This window comes from Variovorax palleresanus, from assembly GCF_051144945.1.
Taxonomy (GTDB): Bacteria; Pseudomonadota; Gammaproteobacteria; order Burkholderiales; family Burkholderiaceae_C; genus Variovorax; species Variovorax paradoxus_S.
Genome location: NZ_JBJNVP010000002.1, coordinates 1,926,159 through 1,943,842 on the forward strand (window position 1 = coordinate 1,926,159; position 17,684 = coordinate 1,943,842).

Genomic DNA, 17,684 nt, shown 5'->3' on the forward strand with positions numbered 1-17,684 from the left:
CGAAACGCCGCGCGCAGCGAACACCCTGCTCCTGCACGCACCCCCTTCAACCGAGGCGCTCCAATACCGCCAGCGTCGCCGTCGACTGGTTCATCGTGTAGAAGTGCAGCGCCGGTGCGCCGCCGTCGCAGAGGCGCGCGCAAAGGTCGGTCACCACGTCGAGGCCGAAGGCCTTGATGGATGCCGTGTCGTCGCCAAAGCCCTGCAGCCGCAGGCGGATCCAGCGCGGGATCTCGGCGCCGCAGGCATCCGAGAAGCGCATGAGCTGCGTCGAGCTGGTGATCGGCATGATGCCAGGCACGATGGGCGTGTCGAGGCCGAGCTTGCGGGCCTCGTCGACAAAGCGAAAGTAGGCTTCAGGGCTGAAGAAGTACTGCGTGATCGCCGAATCGGCGCCGGCCTTCATCTTGGCGGCAAAGGCTTGCAGGTCGGCTTCGGGCGAGCGCGCTTGCGGATGCACCTCGGGATAGCACGCCACCTCGATGTGGAAATCGCGGCCGGTCTCTTCGCGGATGAAGGCCACGAGGTCGCTCGCATACAGGAACTCGCCGCCGATGCCGTAGCCGCTCGGCAGGTCGCCGCGCAACGCCACAAGGCGCTTCACGCCCATGGCCTTGAGCTCGGCCAGCTGCTCGCGCACCGTGGCCCGCGTGGCGCCGATGCACGAGAAGTGGCTCGCGGCATCCACGCCTTCGGACAGGATCTCGCGCACCGCACCGAAAGTGCCCTGGTGCGTGGAGCCGCCCGCGCCGTAGGTGACCGAGCAGAACTCGGGCTTGCGCGCATACAGCTGCTGGCGCACCGCGCGCAGCTTGACCGCGCCTTCGGGCGTCTTGGTCGGAAAGAATTCGAAACTGAGTGGAAGGCGCACCTGCGTCTCCTCAAGAGCCATCCGCGCCAACAGCGCGCACGGCGTGAATGAAAAACTCACGGTTGCCGTCGCCACCGGCAATGGGGCTGTCGAACCATTGCAGCACACGCAGATCGAGCGCCTCGCAGGCATCGCGCAAGCGCTTTTCGACCACCGCATACATCGACGCGTCGCGCACGATGCCGCCCTTGCCGACCTGCCCCGGCTGCAGTTCGAACTGCGGCTTGACCAGCATCAGCAGGTGGCCGTCGTCGGCCAGGAATGGCACCACGGCCGGCAGCACCAACGTTTGCGAGATGAACGACAGATCGCCGACGATGAGGTCGAAGCGCAGCTCGGAAGGCTCTTCGCCTTCTTCCTGAAGGTCGTCCGGCGACAAAGCTCGCGCATTGACGCCCTCGATGGCAACCACGCGTTCGTCCTCGCGCAGCCGCGCATGCAGCTGCCCGTGGCCCACGTCCACGCCCACCACCTTCGCTGCGCCGCTTTGCAGCAGGCAGTCGGTGAAGCCGCCGGTCGACTGGCCGACGTCCAGGCACAGCTTGCCCGCTGCATCCACACCGCTGGCCGCCAGCGCGCCTTCGAGCTTGAGTCCGCCGCGCGAGACGTACCGCGCCTCGGCCGCGTCGTCGAGCTCGAGCTCGGCGGACTCGGGCACCTCGTCGCGATTCTTCACGACCGAGCGCCACGCGTCTGCGGTGCCCGCATCGCGCCACCGCATGCCGCCGGCAATCAGCCGCACGGCCTGCGAGCGCGACGCGGCAAGGCCGCGTTCGACCAGCAATTGATCGGCGCGCATCAGTACCGGTACGTGTCCGCCTTGTACGGACCCGCTTTGTCGACGCCGATGTAGGCGGCCTGCTCGTCGGTCAGCTCGGTGAGCATGGCGCCGACCTTCTTCAGGTGCAGGCGCGCAACCTTCTCGTCGAGGTGCTTGGGCAGCACGTAGACCTTGCCGGCCTGGTAGGCGTCGGGCTTGGTGAAGAGCTCGATCTGCGCGATGGTCTGGTTCGCGAAGGACGAAGACATCACGAAGCTCGGGTGGCCCGTGCCGCAGCCCAGGTTCACGAGGCGGCCCTTGGCCAGCAGGATGATCTTCTTGCCGTCGGGGAACTTGATGTGGTCGACCTGCGGCTTGATCTCTTCCCACTCGTACTTTTCGATCGACGCCACGTCGATCTCGTTGTCGAAGTGGCCGATGTTGCAGACGATGGCCTGGTCCTTCATCTTGACCATGGTGTCATGCGTGATGACGTCCTTGTTGCCGGTGGTGGTCACGAAGATGTCGGCCTTGTCGGCAGCGTATTCCATCGTCACGACCTTGTAGCCTTCCATCGCGGCCTGCAGGGCGTTGATCGGGTCGATTTCGGTGACCCAGACTTGTGCCGACAGTGCGCGCAGGGCCTGGGCCGAGCCCTTGCCCACGTCGCCGTAGCCGGCCACGCAGGCCACCTTGCCGGCAATCATCACGTCGGTGGCGCGCTTGATGCCGTCCACCAGCGATTCGCGGCAACCGTACAGGTTGTCGAACTTGCTCTTGGTGACCGAGTCGTTCACGTTGATGGCGCGGAACAGCAGCGTGCCCTTGGCGCTCATCTCGTTCAGGCGGTGCACGCCGGTCGTCGTTTCTTCGGTCACGCCGATGATCTCGGCCGACTTGCGGGTGTACCAGGTCGCATCGACCGCCAGCTTGGCCTTGATGGCCGCGTAGAGGATGCGTTCTTCCTCGCTGGTCGGGTTGGCGAGCACGCCCAGGTCTTTTTCGGCGCGCTGGCCCAGGTGCATCAGCAGCGTCGCGTCGCCGCCGTCGTCCAGGATCATGTTCGGGCCTTCGCCCGTCGAACCCTTGGGGCCGAAGTCGAAGATGGCGTGGGTGTAGTCCCAGTAGTCCTTCAGCGACTCGCCCTTGATCGCGAACACCGGCGTGCCGGCGGCGGCGATGGCGGCGGCGGCATGGTCCTGCGTGGAGAAAATATTGCACGAAGCCCAGCGCACGGTGGCGCCGAGCGCCTGCAGCGTCTCGATCAGCACGGCGGTCTGGATCGTCATGTGCAGCGAGCCCGTGATGCGCGCGCCCTTCAGCGGCTGCGCCTTCGAGAACTCTTCGCGGATGGCCATCAGGCCGGGCATCTCGGTTTCCGCAATGCGGATTTCCTTGCGGCCCCAGGCGGCCAGCGACAGGTCGGCAATCGCCTGGTCGGCGGTGGAAACGGGGGTGGGCTTGAGAACAGCGCTCATGAGAACTCCAACAAAGCTAGTTTGAAAGGTGCCACTGCGTTCGGGGGAAAAGACTCACCGCGAGAACAGCGGGTGAGCGTGGTTGCGATGTGGTCCGAGCCTCACGCCTGACGGCGCTGCAACGCTCCTCGGAACCGCGGATTGTAGACGGGCGGGCAAGGCGAGCCAATCGCCGGGATATCCCATATCCCGGAAAGCGCGTTTCGCCAACCAAGGGAAATCCCGCAGGCAAATTTTCAGGCCGGGCACCTCCGCAATGCCCGCCCGGCGTATCGTGGCAGCGGACTTTGCCGTCCGGCCGGTCCTTGCATCCCTCACCGTTCACACGACACCAGGAGATACCGCACCATGGCCACTGCCAAGAAAGCCGCCGCGAAGAAAACCACTGACAGCAGCAACAACAGCAGCACCAAGACGGAGGCCCCTGGTGCCGCCGACATGCTCAATCCAATGAAGAATCTCAAGGCCATGACCGACCGGCTGCAGGAGCTCAACCTGACCGGCGGCGCGAGCAAGCTGCTCGAGAGCGGCCAGAAGGACCTTCAGGCACTGATGCAGGCCAACGAAAAGTCCTACCAGGGCCTGCAGACCGTGGTGCAGCGGCAGACCGAGATGATCAAGAGCGCCATCGCCGAGTGGCAGACGGCCGCCAAGGAGATGCCCGGCAAGGACCCCAAGGCCAACCTCGCCAAGCTCGACGAGCTCGGCCGCCAGTCGTTCCAGCGCGCCATCGACGACATCAAGGAACTCGCCAACCTCGCCGCCAAGTCGCAGGCCGATGCCTTCGAACTGGTGCGCCAGCGCATCCAGGCCAATGTGGACGAAGTGACCAAGATGCTGAAGCGCAAGTAAGGCGTTTTCGGCGGCTCGGGCGGGCGGCCCGGGACCGCCCTTCTAAAATCGGGCATTCCCCTGCAGATTGCCCACCTTGTCTTTTCTTGCCGAAACCCGCCGCCGCCGCACCTTTGCGATCATTTCCCACCCTGACGCCGGCAAGACCACGCTGACCGAAAAGCTGCTGCTTTTCTCCGGCGCGATCCAGATCGCCGGCTCGGTGAAGGCGCGCAAGGCCTCGCGCCATGCCACCTCCGACTGGATGGAAATCGAGAAGCAGCGCGGCATCTCGGTGGCCTCGTCGGTCATGCAGATGCTGTACCGCGACCACGTGATCAACCTGCTCGACACGCCCGGCCACAAGGACTTTTCGGAAGACACCTACCGCGTGCTCACGGCCGTCGACTCGGCGCTGATGGTGATCGACGCCGCCAACGGCGTGGAATCGCAGACGCGCCGGCTGATCGAGGTTTGCCGCCAGCGCGACACGCCCATCATCACCTTCGTCAACAAGATGGACCGTGAGGTGCGAGAGCCGCTCGACATCCTGGACGAGGTGGAGCGCGAACTCGGCATGCCCTGCGTGCCCATGACCTGGCCCGTGGGCCAGGGCAAGTCGTTCCGCGGCATCATGAACCTGCGCACGCAGGCGATGACGGTGTTCGAGTCGGGCAGCGAGCGGCTGCCGCACGACTTCGAGACCATTCCGCTCTCGGAGCGCGACACGCTGACCAAGCGCTTCGGCGCCGATTTCGAATCCGCCATGGACAGCATGGAGCTGGCCACCGGCGCCTCGCCCACCTGGGACCGCGAGGCCTTCCTGGCCGGCAAGCAAACGCCCGTGTTCTTCGGCTCCGGCGTGAACAACTTCGGCGTGATGGAAGTGCTCGATGCGCTGGTCGACCTCGCGCCCTCGCCGCAGTCGCGCACCAGCACCACGATGGTCAACCGCCAACCGGTGGTGAAGGAGATCCAGCCCGAGGACAGGGACTTCGCGGGCGTGGTGTTCAAGGTGCAGGCCAACATGGACGCCAACCATCGCGACCGCATCGCCTTCGTGCGCATGGCCTCGGGCAAGTACACGCCGGGCATGAAGCTCAAGGTGCAGCGCACCTCGAAGGAGCTGCGGCCCACCAGCGTGGTCACGTTCATGAGCCAGCGCCGCGAAGCGGTCGAAGAGGCTTATGCGGGCGACATCGTGGGCTTCACCACCCACGGCGGCGTGCAGCTGGGCGACACCATCACCGACGGCGCGAGCCTGCAGTTCACCGGCCTGCCCTTCTTCGCGCCAGAGCTGTTCATGACCGTGATTCTGAAGAATCCGCTGCGCACCAAGCAGCTGCAGCAGGGGCTGGCCCAGCTCGGCGAAGAAGGCGCCATCCAGGTGTTCCGTCCCGAGATCGGCGGACCGATGCTGCTGGGCGCCGTCGGGCAGCTGCAGTTCGAAGTGGTGCAGCACCGCCTGAAGGCCGAGTACGACGCCGACGTGCGGCTCGAAGGCTGCCAGTACACCGGCGCGCGCTGGATCACGGCCGACACGCCGGCCGAGCTGCGCGAGTTCGTCAACGCCTATCCGCAGCGCATGGCGAAGGACGCAGCCGACACGCTGGCTTTCCTGTGCACCTCGCCGTATGACGTGCGATTGGCGCAGGAGCGCTTTCCGAAGATTCACTTCCATCCGCTGCGGGAGCATGCGGGGTTGGCGCTGCAGAGTGCCGGCTGAGCCAGGCATGCGCCAGCCGACCTCGCTGCCCCACTCGCCCCATCATCTGCTGCCGCTGGCGCAGTGGGCGGCAGCTGCGCGCAGCAATCTGATCGGCGTGTTCACCGACATCGACGACACCCTCACCACCGAAGGCGCCATCACGCCCGATGCGCTGAAGGCGCTGGGCGATCTGAAAGCGGCCGGCCTTCACGTCGTGGCCATCACCGGCCGCCCCGTGGGCTGGAGCGTGCCCTTCGTTTCCGCATGGCCCGTCGACTCCATCGTGGCGGAGAACGGCGCCGTCGCCCTGCTGCCCGTGCCAGGCGGCAAGCTGCAAAAGCGCTACCAGCAGGACGCGGCAACCCGCGCCGCCAACTTCGATCGCATGCAGGCCGTGCTGGCGCGCATCGAGCGCGAGATCCCTGGCGCCGGCCGCGCCACCGACTCGCCGGGCCGCGAGACCGACATCGCCATCGACCACAGCGAGTTCGTGCAGCTGAGCGAAGAGACCATCGCCCAAGTCGTGGCCCTGATGCGCAGCGAAGGCATGCACGCCACGGTCAGCAGCATCCACATCAACGGCTGGTACGGCGACAACGACAAGCTCGAAGGCGCGCGCTGGATCGTGCGCGAACTCTGGGGCCGCACGCTCGACGACGAGATCGGGCGCTGGGCCTATGTGGGCGACTCCACCAACGACCAGTTGATGTTTCGCACCTTCGCTCACAGCATCGGCGTGGCGAACGTGGCGCGCTTCGTGCCGCAGCTGGAGCATCTGCCACGCTACGTGACCGAGGGCGAGCGCGGCGCGGGGTTCGCCGAAGCGGCGCGCGCCATTCTCTCGGCCCGCGCTACTCGCTGACCGGCAGGCTGCGCGCGTTGCGGCGCAGCACTGCCCATTGGCGCCAGATGCCGAAGGCCGCGATCAGCAGCAGCACCGCCGCATAACCTTCCACCGTGTTCAGCAGGCCGAGCGGCTTCACCAGGAAGCCCGCCAGCATCGCGGGCAGGCTGAACGCGAGGTAGCAGACCACGAAGATGGCGGCGAAGAGTTCGCCGCGCTCGTGCGAATCGGCGAGCGGCGCCAGCGTCTGCACCAGCGCCGAGAACGCGCCGCCGAAGCCCAGGCCCGCGATCGCGGTGCCGACGAAGAACAGCGCGAGCGACTTCGTCGCGAGCGACGCCAGCAGCAAGACCAGACCGACCGCGATGCTGGCCGCGCCGAAGACGACGGTCCGCGGTGCGGGGAAACGGCCGAGCAGCGTGGGGGCGAGCGCGCCGAAGCCCGAGAGCACCGCCACCGTGAGGCCGTTGACCACGCCGTTGTCGATGTGGAACACGTGCAGCATCAGCGACGGCGCGAGCGACAGGTACAGCCCGCCCAGCGCCCACACCGCGATGAACACCGGCAGGCCGCGCACGAAGTCAGCCCGCGCCCGCACGGGAATCGACACGCGCGGCACCAGCGAGGCCAGCGCGCCGGCGCGCGGCGTGACGGTCTCGGGCATCCACAGCACCACGACCGCGCCGACCGCGAACACCACGGCCAGCACACCGAACACCAGCATCACCGGCTGGACGGTGAACCTGACAGCCATGCCGGTCAGCAGCGCCCCCACCGCAAGGCCCGCGAGCGGCGACACGCTGGTGATCATCGCGCCCAGGCGCTTGCGCGATGCCGGCGCCGCCTCGACCACCGCCGCGCTCAGCGCGCCGCTCGCGACGCCCGTTGCCACGCCCTGGACGACGCGCGCGACGATCAGCCCGGCGATGTCGTGCGCCACCACGAAGAGCACCATTGCCACCGCCTGCAGCACTAGCGCCGCCAGCACCACCGGCCGCCGGCCGATGTGGTCCGACAGCGAGCCCGCCACGAGCAGCGAGATCAACAGCGCAATCGCGTAGATCGCAAACGCCACCGTGAGCATCGACGCCGAGAAGCCCCAGGCGTGCTGGAACACGACGAACAGCGGTGTGGGCGCGGCGGCCGCGAAGAAGAAGGCGAAGAGCACGGCGGCCAGCAGCGGGAAACCGACCGCTGCCGGCAGGCGCCAGGGCTTGGGACGGGCGGCGATGTCGGCGGTGGCGACGGCGAGTTCAGGGCAGGAGGAAGGCATTGGAGATCCTTAACGCAACTTTTTTAGCTTTTGCGATTCTAGACCTGTAGATTCACTAAAGCAAACATCTTTGCGTTAAAGTCCTCACATGAACCATGTTGTCCTTCCCAACAAGCGTCCCGGCGGCCGCAGCGCCCAGGTGCAGGCGCTGGTGCGCACTGCCCTCGAACAACTGGTGGCCGAACAGGGGCGCGAGCGCGTCACCGTGCCGGCCGTGGCCGAGCGCGCGGGAGTCAGCGCCTCCAGCATCTACCGCCGATGGGGCGATCTGTCGGGTCTTCTGGCCGAGACGGCCACGCACCGGCTCGACCCGAACCGGCCGCTGCCGAACACCGGCGCGCTGCGCGCAGACCTGACCGCGTGGGCGCAGGAACTCATCACGCACCTGGCGCAGCCCTGCAGCAAGTCCTTGTTGAAAGCCGCGGCCGCGCTGGCCACCGGCGACGCGGAGACGGATTGCCTCCGCAACCGCCGCAGGGAAGCGCTGACGCTGGTCGAACAGGCGCACGCCCGCGGCGAGCATGCGCCCGAAGCGCAGCAGGTGATCGATCACCTGATCGCGCCGATCGTGTTTCGTCTCGTGTTCGGCGCCGATCCCGTGAAGCCGGAGTTGGCGGAGCGGCTGGTGGGGGAGTTGTTTGCGATCAGTTCGTCTTCGGTTGTTCCTTCGCCAACCCCAGCTTCTCGATAACCACCTTCTCTTTCACCACCGTGTCCTGCGCAAACTTGGTGTACGTCGCCGAACTCATGTAGTTCGGCAGCATGTCGTAGCGCCCCAGCGAAGCCACATAGCTCGGCTCTTCCATCGCCTGCTTGAACGCGTCGTGCAGCTTCTTCACCACCTCGGGCGGCGTGCCTTTGGGCGCGCCGATGCCGAAGGGCGAGTTCTGCACGATGTCGTAGCCCAGCTCTTTCAGCGTCGGCGCATCGGGGAACTTGGCCAGGCGCTTCTCGCCCCAGGTGTTGAGCACGCGCAGCTTGCCGGCCTCGACCTGCGGCGCGAAGCCGGTGCTGTCGGCGGCGGCCATCAGCTGGCCGCTGACCACCGCGAGCATCAGGTCGGCGCTGCCCTTGTAGGGCACGTGCTGCAACTCGATGCCGGCCTTCTGCGCAATGATTTCCGTCGTGAGGTGCGGACTGGTCAGGTTGCCGGTCGAGCCGTAGGTGAGCTTGCCGGGGTTGGCCTTGGCGTAGGCGACGAAGTCGGCCCAGGTCTTGAACGGGCTGTCGGCCGGCACCACGATGCCGAAGGCATAGCCCGTGACGTTGAGCACGTAGCTGATGTCCTTGAGCGGATCCCAGTTGATCTTGGTGGTGTAGCCGAGGCGGAACACGCCGAGCGGAATCTGCGCCAGGGTGTAGCCGTCGGGCTGCGAGGTCTGAAGCGCCTGGGCGGGCAAGGTGCCGCCGGCGCCGGGCTTGTTCTCGATGATGACGGGCTGGCCGATGATCTTGCTTGCGTTGTCCGCAAGCTGGCGCATGGTGATGTCGGTCGGGCCGCCCGCCGGGAAGGCAATGATCAGCTTGATGGGCTTGGCGGGAAAGGCCTGCGCGAACGCCGCCAGCGGCGAAAGGAGCCCGCACGCGGCAAGCGTTGCGGCACAGAGAAGGGATCGGCGGGACATGGCTGGCTCCTGAAGCAGGGGAAAAGGGCGCATTGGGCCCTGCCCTTCCCGCCGCGGCAATCGGTGCTCACCCGACTGCTGTCACGTAGGCGGCTCAGCCCGCCGCCTGCTCGAAACCCTCCAGCACGTTGACGGCGTTGACACCCACTTCCGCCACCGCATAGCCGCCTTCGAAAACGAACACCGTGGGCAAGCCGGCGCGGGCGAGGTCTTCGCCCATGCGCAGGTAGTCGTCGCTCTTGAGGCGAAAGCCCGCGACCGGGTCGCCCTCGAACGTGTCGACGCCGAGCGACACGACCAGCGCACCCGCGCGCACCGCGGCAATGCCGTCGAGCGCCGTCTTCAGCGCCGCGCGCCAAGTGGCAAAGTCGGTGCCGCGCGCCAGCGGCAGGTTGTGGTTGAAGCCGAGCCCGGCGCCCGCGCCGCGCTCGTCGGCGTGGCCCAGGTAGTACGGGTAGTCGGTCATCGGGTCGCCATGCAGGCTCGCAAAATGAACGTCGCTGCGCTCGTAGAAGATGGCCTGCGTGCCGTTGCCATGGTGGTAGTCCACGTCGAGCACCGCAACCCGTTCCACCCCCGCATCGCGCAGCGCCTCTGCAGCCACCGCGGCGTTGTTGATGAAGCAGTAGCCGCCGAAGAAATCGGCGCCCGCATGGTGGCCCGGCGGCCGCGTGAGCGCAAAGGCGGCGCGCTGGCCGCCGATGACGCGCTGCGCCGCGGTCCAGGCGCAGGCGGCACCGTGGCGCGCGGCAGCCCAGCTGCCGGCCATCAGCGGCGTGCCCGCATCGAACGCAAACAGCCCCATGCGCGCAGGAAAGCTCTTGGGCAGCACATCGGTGCGCATGCCGCGCGTGGGCCAGTACGAAGGCAGCGCATCGCGCGACGCGTTGGACGGATCGAGCGCCACCCACTCGTCCCACGCATGGGCGATGAAGTCCAGGTAGCGCGGCGCATGCACCCGGGCCAGCAGGGCCTCGTCGAAGGCGTCGGGCAGCTGCAGCGGGCCCAGGGCGCGGCGCTCCAGCTCATGCTTCACATGGTCGACGCGGGCGGGCACCTCGAAGCACGGCACCAGCTCGCCGCGGAACATTTCGACTTTGCCTTGATGCAGTGCGTGCTGGTCGTTGTAGATGGTGAGCATGCCGCCATCATGCCGCACGCCGCAGCACCGCACGGCGCCGGCCGGAGGCCGTCAGCCCGAACAGATCCTTCGGGTCGTCGAGCTCGGGCACCAGCGCAATCTGCTGGCCGATGCCGCGCTCGATGGCCAGCTGATGGATGTAGCGCAGCGCGGTGTAGTCCTCCAGCGCGAAGCCGACCGAATCGAACACCGTGACCTGGTCCGCGTTCTCGCGTCCCGGCACCTTGCCGAGCAGCACCTCCCACAGTTCGTGCACCGGAAAGTCGGCCGGCAGCTGCTGGATTTCGCCCTCGACGCGGGTCTGCGGTTCGTACTCGACGAACACGCGCGCCAGGCGCAGCACGTCGGGGTGCAGTTCGGTCTTGCCGGGCGAATCGCCGCCGACCGCGTTGATGTGCATGCCCGGCTCGATCATCTCGGGCGCAAGCACGACCGCGTGGCCCTGGTGCGCCGTGACCGTGGTGACGATGTCCGCGCCGCGCACGGCCTCGGCAACCGAATGGGCGCGCACCACCTCGAGCGGCGTGCAGGCGGAAAGATGGCGCACCAGTTTTTCGGTGGCGTGCGGGTCGATGTCGAACACGCGCACTTCCTCGATGCCCAGCAGCGCATGGAAAGCCAGGGCCTGGAACTCGCTTTGCGAACCGTTGCCGATCAACGCCAGGCTGCGCGAGCCGGGCCGCGCAAGGGCCTGCGCCGCCATGGCCGAGGTGGCCGCGGTGCGCAGCGCGGTGGTGAGCGTGAGCTCCGACAACAACACCGGATAGCCGGTATCGACCTCGGCCAGCACGCCAAAGGCCATCACCGTGGGCAGCCCGACCGCCGTGTTGTGCGGGTGCCCGTTCACGTATTTGAAGGCGTAGGCGCCATCGTCGGCCACCGGCATCAGCTCGATCACGCCAAGGTGCGAGTGGCTGGCCACGCGCGCCTTCTTGTCGAACTCGCGCCAGCGCATGAAGTCGTCGCGCAGCGCATCGGCCAGGGCCTTGAGGAATTCCGGAACGCCGGTTTCGTCCACCAGGCGAACCAGGCTGTGAACATCGATGAAGCGGGTCATGGCATGGCTCCTTGCGTAGCCCGGGCACGGCGCTTCATCCCCTCACATGTTTACTCCACCATGGCTGATTCAGGATGCGCCTGCGCCAAGGGTTCAAGCCATTCTGCGCCTGCCTGCATCACCGCGCCAGTACCGGCGCCAAAGCGACGCCGGTGTGGGTAGCCAAACGCACCACCTCTTCCGGCGGCGCCGCCGCAACGATGCGCCCGCCGGCGTTGCCGCCTTCAGGGCCCAGGTCGATGATCCAGTCGGCTTCGGCGATCAGGTCGAGGTCGTGCTCGATCACCACCACGCTGTGGCCGCCGTTCACCAGCCGGTGCAGCACGTGGATCAGCTTTTCGACGTCGGCCATGTGCAGGCCCACGGTCGGCTCGTCGAGCACGTAGAGCGTGTGCGGCGCCTTCTGGCCGCGGCGCGTGATGTCGTCGCGCACCTTGCTGAGTTCGGTCACCAGCTTGATGCGCTGCGCCTCGCCGCCCGAGAGCGTGGGCGACGGCTGGCCCAGCGTGAGGTAGCCCAGGCCCACGTCCTTCAGCAATTGCAGCGGATGGCTGATGTTGGGCATGGCGGAAAAGAACTCCACCGCCTCGTCCACTTCCATCTGCAGCACCTCGCCGATGCTCTTGCCGCGCCAGCTCACGGCCAGCGTCTCGGGGTTGAAACGCGCGCCGTGGCACACCTCGCAGGGCACCTTCACGTCGGGCAAAAAGCTCATCTCGATGGTGCGCACACCGGCACCGTCGCAGCCGGGACAACGGCCTTCGCCGGTGTTGAAGCTGAAGCGCGCCGGTCCGTAGCCGCGCGCCTTGGCTTCCAGCGTGTCGGCAAACAGCTTGCGGATGGTGTCCCAGAAGCCGATGTAGGTGGCCGGGCAGCTGCGCGGCGTCTTGCCGATGGGCGTCTGGTCGACCTCGAGCACGCGGTCGATGGTCTCGTAGCCCTCCACGCGATCGCAGCCGGACCAGGCCGGGCGCTTGCCCGCAGCGTCCGCGTCGCGGCCGGCCTTGGTCATGCGCTGGACGACGATGGCATGCACGCTGGCCAGCAGCACGTCGCGCGCGAGGGTGGACTTGCCCGAGCCGCTCACGCCGGTGACCACCACCAGGCGGTGCAGCGGCAGCGTGGCGGTCACGTCCTGCAGGTTGTGCAGGTCGGCGCCATGCACGGTGAGCCATTGGCCACCGTCTTCCGCCTTCGGGTCGGGTGAGGGAACAAGCCGCCGTGCGTGCAGCGGATGCTTGATGGCATCGCGCAGGTATCGGCCGGTCTGCGAGTCGCCCGCCGCCTGGATGTCGGCCACCGAGCCTTCGGCCACGAGGCGACCGCCCCGCTTTCCGGCGCTGGGGCCGATGTCGATGATGTGGTCGGCGCGGCGGATGGTGTCCTCGTCATGCTCCACCACCACCAGCGTGTTGCCCTTGTCGCCCAGCTTGTGCAGCGCGTCGAGCAGGATCTGGTTGTCGCGCGCGTGCAGGCCGATGGTCGGCTCGTCGAGCACGTAGCAAACGCCCTGCAGGTTGCTGCCGAGCTGCGCCGCGAGCCGGATGCGCTGGGCCTCGCCGCCGCTCAGCGTGGGCGCCCCGCGGTCGAGCGTGAGGTAGCCCAGGCCCACCTCTTCGAGAAACTCGAGCCGGCTCCTGATCTCGGGCACCAGGTCGCGCGCGATCTCGGCCTCGCGTCCCGTGAGCGCCAGGCCTTCGAACCACTGCCTTACCTCGGTCACGCTCATGCGCGCGAGCTCGGTAATGCCGATGCCGCTCATCCCGTCGGCCGGCGAGGCGCCGAAGCTCACCGCGCGCGCCGTGGCATTGAGCCGCGTGCCTTCGCAGGTCGGGCATGCCACGTCGGCCAGGTCTTCCACCTCCGGCTCGGCAAAGGTCTGCTCCCGGCCCTTGCTGTCGTCGTCGCGGATGGAATCGTCGAAGACCTTGCGCTGGTCCTTGCTGAGCTTGACGCCGGTGCCCACGCAGTCGGGGCACCAGCCGTGCTTGCTGTTGTAGCTGAACAGGCGCGGATCGAGTTCGGCGTAGCTGGTGCTGCAGACCGGGCAGGCGCGCAGCGTGGAGAACACGTTGACGCGGCCGATGCCGTGAGCCGACACGCCGGCCATCATCGCGGCCTTGAGGCCATCGAGCTGGCTCAGCACGTGCACCACGCCCTTGCCGTGTTCGAGCGCTTTGGTCAGCGCCTCGCGCAGTTCGTTTTCCTTCGAAGGCAGCACGTCGAGGCTGGCCACCGGCAGCTCGATGCTGTGTTCCTTGAAGCGGTCGATGCGCGGGAAGCCCGTGGTCGGAAGAAAGTCGCCGTCCACGCGCAGATGCGTGAAGCCGCGTGGCCGTGCCCAGTCGGCCAGCTCGGTGTACACACCCTTGCGGTTGCTCACCAGCGGCGCGAGCAGGCCGATGTGCTGGCCCTTGAAGTTGCGCATCAGCTGCGCCGCGATACTGTCGGGGGTCTGTGGCTGCACGGCCGCGCCGTCGTGCGTGCAATGCTGGATGCCCAGCTTCACGTACAGGAGCCGCAGGAAGTGCCAGACCTCGGTGGTCGTGCCGACCGTGCTCTTGCGGCCGCCGCGCGACAAGCGCTGCTCGATAGCCACCGTGGGCGGAATGCCGTACACCGCATCGACCTCGGGCCGGCCCGCGGGCTGCACGATGCTGCGGGCGTAAGCATTCAGAGATTCGAGGTACCGCCGCTGGCCCTCGTTGAACAGGATGTCGAAGGCCAGCGTCGATTTGCCCGAACCGCTGACACCCGTCACCACGCTGAACTTGCCGCGCGGAATGTTCACGCTGAGATTCTTCAGGTTGTGCTCGCGCGCATTGACGATCTCGATGGCGTTGCTGCCGGGCGCCGTCTTGGCGTTGGCAATGTAGCGCCGCGCCGCGCGCTCGGCCACCTTGTAGGCCTCGGGGCCGATGGCCAGCTCGTAGTCGGCCAGGGCTGCGCCGGTGAGCGAGGCGCGGTTCTCGCGCAGCTGCTCGGGCGTGCCCTCGGCCACCACCATGCCGCCGCCCTCGCCGCCTTCGGGGCCGAGGTCGATGCACCAGTCGCTCGCCCGGATCACGTCGAGGTTGTGCTCGATGACGATCAGCGAATGGCCCGCGTCGAGCAGCTTGCGCAGCGCGCGCATCAGCCGCGCGATGTCGTCGAAATGCAGCCCGGTGGTCGGCTCGTCGAACAGGAACAGCGTGCCCCTGCGCGCCACCGACTGCTTGCTCGCCGTCGCGCTCTTCGCGGCCTCCGCCAGAAAGCCCGCGAGCTTGAGGCGCTGCGCCTCGCCGCCGCTCAGCGTGGGCACCGGCTGGCCGAGCTTCACGTAGTCGAGCCCCACGTCGGAGATCGGCTGCAGCACGCGCAGCACGTCGCGATCGGCTTCGAACACCGCCGCCGCCTCCGCCACGGTGAGGTCGAGCACGTCGGCCACGTTGTAGGCGCGCCCCTTGCGCTCGACCTTCACTTCGAGAATCTCGGGGCGGTAGCGCTTGCCGTCGCAATCGGGGCAGCGCAGGTACACGTCCGACAGAAACTGCATCTCCACGTGCTCGAAGCCCGAGCCGCCGCAGGTCGGGCAGCGGCCGTCGCCGGAGTTGAAGCTGAACTTGCTCGCGGTATAGCCGCGCTGGCGCGACAGCGCCGCGGTGGCAAAGATCTCGCGGATCGCGTCCCACGCACCCACGTAGCTTGCGGGATTGGAGCGCGCCGTCTTGCCGATGGGCGACTGGTCGACGAAGACCACGTCGCCGAGGTGATCGGCGCCCAGCATGCGGTCGTGCGCGCCCGGCGTTTCGGTGGCTTTGCCGAAGTGCCGCATGAGCGCGGGCGCCAGCACGTCCTGGATCAGCGTCGACTTGCCCGAGCCGCTGACGCCCGTCACGCACACCAGGCGCGCGAGCGGAAAGTCGACCGTGATGCTCTTGAGGTTGTGCTCGCGCACGCCCTCCAGGATGAGCCGGTGCGTGTTCTCGCTCACGAGCCGCTTGAAGCCCATGCCGATCTTCTTGCGCCCGCCAAGGTACTGCCCGGTGAGCGTGTCGGCATCGCGCAGTTGGTCGGTGGTGCCATCGAACACGATCTGCCCGCCGCGGATGCCGGGGCCGGGACCCATGTCGATCACGCGATCGGCCGCGAGCATCACGGCCGGGTCGTGTTCGACCACCACCAGCGTATTGCCCGCGTCGCGCAGGCGCAGCATGGCCTCGGTGATGCGGTTCATGTCGCGTGGATGCAGGCCGATGCTGGGCTCGTCGAGCACGAACAGCGTGTTGACCAGCGAGGTGCCCAGCGCCGTCGTGAGATTGATGCGCTGCACCTCGCCGCCCGAGAGCGTGCGGCTCTGGCGGTCGAGCGTGAGGTAGCCGATGCCGACGTCGTGCAGGTAGCGCAGGCGGGTGGTGATTTCTTCGAAGAGCAGCTTGAGGGCCTGGATTTCGCCCTCACCCCGGCCCTCTCCCGCAAGCGGGAGAGGGAGTGAATCGGAACCCTCCGCCAGCTGAACGGTCTTGCCCCCTCTCCCGCCTGCGGGAGAGGGCTGGGGTGAGGGCTGCTGCCTGTCGAAGAAGCGCCGCAGCCGCTCGATCGGCAACAGCATCAAATCATGCAGGCAAAGCCCCGGCAACGCCTCGAGCTGTGCCCGCGTCCACTTGGCACCGGTCGGCATGAATCGCTTGGCGGGCTCCAGCACCGCATCCGCATCTTCCTTGCTGCCGATGCGCCAGAGCAGGCTGTCCAGCTTGAGCCGCGCGCCGCTGCATACGGGGCATGGCGTGTAGCTTCGGTATTTGGACAAGAGCACGCGGATGTGCATCTTGTAGGCCTTGCTCTCCAGGTAGCCGAAGAAGCGCCGCACGCCATACCACTGCTTGTTCCAGTTGCCTTCCTTGTAGTTGGGCGTGCCCTCGATCACCCAGTGCTTCTGCTCGTCGGTGAGCTTGTTCCAGGGCGTGTCGCGCGGAATGCCCGCTGCCTCGGCATGGCGCATGAGGTCGTCCTGCGCCTCCTTCCAGGCGGGGGTCTGGATGGTCTTGATCGCGCCGGCGCGCAAGGTGAGCTTGTCGTTCGGGATCACGAGGCCCAGGTCGACCCCGATCACGCGGCCGAAGCCGCGGCAGGTGTCGCAGGCGCCGACGGCCGAGTTGAACGAGAACATCGACGGGATCGGGTCGGTGTAGCGGATGTCGCTTTCGGGGCAGTGCAGGCCGGTGGAGAACTTCCACACGTCGGTGGGGGCATTCTCTTCAGCGCCCGTGGCGTGCACGGTGACACGCCCGCTGCCGCGCTTGAGCGCGACTTCAATCGCCTCCACCACGCGTGAACGCTCGGCACTCGAGATACGGAAGCGGTCGGCCACCACGTCGAGCATCTTGCGCGGCCCCGTCGGCGTGGCCACTTCGCGCTCCGCCTGCACGCGCGTGAAGCCGCTGGCCGACAGCCATTGCGTCACTTCTTCGGCCGACGTGCCGGCTGGCAGTTCCACCGGAAAGGTGACCACCAATCGCGGATCGCCCGCCGCAACCGCCCGCTCTGCAATCTCCGCATAGATGCTGTCCGGCGAATCGTGGCGCACCGGCAGTGCGGTCTCGCGGTCGAACAACTGGGCCGCGCGCGCATAGAGCAGCTTCAGGTGGTCGTTCAGCTCCGTCATCGTGCCGACCGTGGAGCGCGATGAGCGCACCGGGTTGGTCTGGTCGATGGCGATGGCGGGCGGCACGCCCTCCACCTTGTCCACCGCGGGCTTGTCCATGCGGTCCAGGAACTGGCGCGCATAGGCGGAGAAGGTCTCCACATAGCGCCGCTGGCCTTCGGCGTAAAGGGTGTCGAATACGAGGCTCGATTTGCCCGAGCCGCTCGGCCCGGTGACCACGGTCATCTCGCCGGTGCGGATGTCGAGGTCGAGGTTCTGGAGGTTGTGCTGGCGCGCGCCGCGAATCCGGATGGAGCCCTGTGTCATGAGTGCCTTGGGGGGTGGGGCAAACATTCTAGGGAGTGGTAAGTGACGGATTCGTGCACTCCGTCACATGATCCACGCCCGTGCAGGGGTTTGTACCGATTCAGTTTTAGACACTTTATGTAACAAATAGCACCTTTGTTTACGTT

The 17,684-nt window shown here is 67.2% G+C and carries 12 protein-coding genes and 1 riboswitch; of the genes, 4 read left to right on the forward strand and 8 right to left on the reverse strand.

Annotated features, from left to right (window positions below; translation table 11 throughout):
• Positions 1-46: 46 nt before the first annotated feature.
• The 3 genes from metF to ahcY are packed head-to-tail and all read right to left on the reverse strand — an operon-like array spanning position 47 to position 3,109.
• The gene (gene metF, locus ACJ7Z0_RS12925; RefSeq protein WP_434790167.1) at positions 47-871 is read right to left on the reverse strand and encodes a methylenetetrahydrofolate reductase [NAD(P)H]; all 825 of its coding nucleotides are present in this window, start codon (positions 869-871) and stop codon (positions 47-49) included.
• A 10-nt stretch (positions 872-881) separates the two neighbouring features.
• Positions 882-1,670: a TlyA family RNA methyltransferase gene (locus tag ACJ7Z0_RS12930; RefSeq protein ID WP_434790168.1), complete on the reverse strand. Its 789-nt coding sequence runs from the start codon at positions 1,668-1,670 to the stop codon at positions 882-884.
• Positions 1,670-3,109, reverse strand: coding sequence for an adenosylhomocysteinase (gene ahcY, locus ACJ7Z0_RS12935; protein WP_434790169.1), 1,440 nt, complete (start codon positions 3,107-3,109; stop codon positions 1,670-1,672). Before ahcY ends, ACJ7Z0_RS12930 begins: the two co-directional genes overlap by 1 nt.
• Positions 3,110-3,176: 67 nt before the next feature.
• Positions 3,177-3,245: riboswitch (S-adenosyl-L-homocysteine riboswitch) on the reverse strand.
• A 212-nt stretch (positions 3,246-3,457) separates the two neighbouring features.
• Between ahcY and phaP the strand changes: the two genes are divergently transcribed.
• From phaP to ACJ7Z0_RS12950, 3 genes are all read left to right on the forward strand, one after another.
• Complete coding sequence (gene phaP, locus ACJ7Z0_RS12940) at positions 3,458-3,961, forward strand: TIGR01841 family phasin (RefSeq protein WP_434790170.1); 504 nt, start codon at positions 3,458-3,460, stop codon at positions 3,959-3,961.
• Between the two features lie 76 nt (positions 3,962-4,037).
• Complete coding sequence (locus ACJ7Z0_RS12945; RefSeq protein WP_434790171.1) at positions 4,038-5,666, forward strand: peptide chain release factor 3; 1,629 nt, start codon at positions 4,038-4,040, stop codon at positions 5,664-5,666.
• 7 nt (positions 5,667-5,673) lie between these two features.
• Entirely contained in the window at positions 5,674-6,510 is an 837-nt protein-coding gene (locus ACJ7Z0_RS12950) for an HAD-IIB family hydrolase (RefSeq protein ID WP_434790172.1), read from the forward strand.
• On the opposite strand, the gene ACJ7Z0_RS12955 is transcribed toward ACJ7Z0_RS12950, so the two are convergent.
• Positions 6,500-7,765, reverse strand: coding sequence for an MFS transporter (locus tag ACJ7Z0_RS12955; RefSeq protein ID WP_434790173.1), 1,266 nt, complete (start codon positions 7,763-7,765; stop codon positions 6,500-6,502). The genes ACJ7Z0_RS12950 and ACJ7Z0_RS12955 overlap by 11 nt on opposite strands.
• Positions 7,766-7,853: 88 nt before the next feature.
• Between ACJ7Z0_RS12955 and ACJ7Z0_RS12960 the strand changes: the two genes are divergently transcribed.
• Entirely contained in the window at positions 7,854-8,456 is a 603-nt protein-coding gene (locus tag ACJ7Z0_RS12960) for a TetR/AcrR family transcriptional regulator (RefSeq protein WP_434790174.1), read from the forward strand.
• Here ACJ7Z0_RS12960 and ACJ7Z0_RS12965 read toward each other — a convergent pair.
• The 4 genes from ACJ7Z0_RS12965 to uvrA all read right to left on the reverse strand — a co-directional run bounded on the left by ACJ7Z0_RS12965 (position 8,410) and on the right by uvrA (position 17,538).
• Entirely contained in the window at positions 8,410-9,390 is a 981-nt protein-coding gene (locus ACJ7Z0_RS12965; protein WP_431127297.1) for a Bug family tripartite tricarboxylate transporter substrate binding protein, read from the reverse strand. The genes ACJ7Z0_RS12960 and ACJ7Z0_RS12965 overlap by 47 nt on opposite strands.
• Before the next feature lie 94 nt (positions 9,391-9,484).
• Positions 9,485-10,531, reverse strand: coding sequence for a histone deacetylase family protein (locus ACJ7Z0_RS12970; RefSeq protein WP_434790175.1), 1,047 nt, complete (start codon positions 10,529-10,531; stop codon positions 9,485-9,487).
• 7 nt (positions 10,532-10,538) lie between these two features.
• Positions 10,539-11,588, reverse strand: coding sequence for an ornithine cyclodeaminase (ocd, locus tag ACJ7Z0_RS12975; RefSeq protein ID WP_434790176.1), 1,050 nt, complete (start codon positions 11,586-11,588; stop codon positions 10,539-10,541).
• Positions 11,589-11,706: 118 nt separating this feature from the next.
• Positions 11,707-17,538 carry an excinuclease ABC subunit UvrA gene (gene uvrA, locus ACJ7Z0_RS12980; protein WP_434790177.1) on the reverse strand — a complete coding sequence of 1,944 codons (5,832 nt, stop codon included), beginning with the start codon at positions 17,536-17,538 and terminating at the stop codon, positions 11,707-11,709.
• Positions 17,539-17,684 lie beyond the last annotated feature (146 nt).

Excerpts from the sequence above, each read along its gene's own strand:
- ACJ7Z0_RS12930 (WP_434790168.1), bottom strand. The coding sequence starts at position 1,670 with ATGCGCGCCGATCAATTGCTGGTCGAACGCGGCCTTGCCGCGTCGCGC.
- ACJ7Z0_RS12970 (WP_434790175.1), bottom strand. The coding sequence starts at position 10,531 with ATGCTCACCATCTACAACGACCAGCACGCACTGCATCAAGGCAAAGTC.
- ocd (WP_434790176.1), bottom strand. The coding sequence starts at position 11,588 with ATGACCCGCTTCATCGATGTTCACAGCCTGGTTCGCCTGGTGGACGAA.
- ACJ7Z0_RS12950 (WP_434790172.1), top strand. The coding sequence starts at position 5,674 with ATGCGCCAGCCGACCTCGCTGCCCCACTCGCCCCATCATCTGCTGCCG.
- ahcY (WP_434790169.1), bottom strand. The coding sequence starts at position 3,109 with ATGAGCGCTGTTCTCAAGCCCACCCCCGTTTCCACCGCCGACCAGGCG.
- ACJ7Z0_RS12965 (WP_431127297.1), bottom strand. The coding sequence starts at position 9,390 with ATGTCCCGCCGATCCCTTCTCTGTGCCGCAACGCTTGCCGCGTGCGGG.
- uvrA (WP_434790177.1), bottom strand. The coding sequence starts at position 17,538 with ATGACACAGGGCTCCATCCGGATTCGCGGCGCGCGCCAGCACAACCTC.
- ACJ7Z0_RS12960 (WP_434790174.1), top strand. The coding sequence starts at position 7,854 with ATGAACCATGTTGTCCTTCCCAACAAGCGTCCCGGCGGCCGCAGCGCC.
- phaP (WP_434790170.1), top strand. The coding sequence starts at position 3,458 with ATGGCCACTGCCAAGAAAGCCGCCGCGAAGAAAACCACTGACAGCAGC.
- ACJ7Z0_RS12955 (WP_434790173.1), bottom strand. The coding sequence starts at position 7,765 with ATGCCTTCCTCCTGCCCTGAACTCGCCGTCGCCACCGCCGACATCGCC.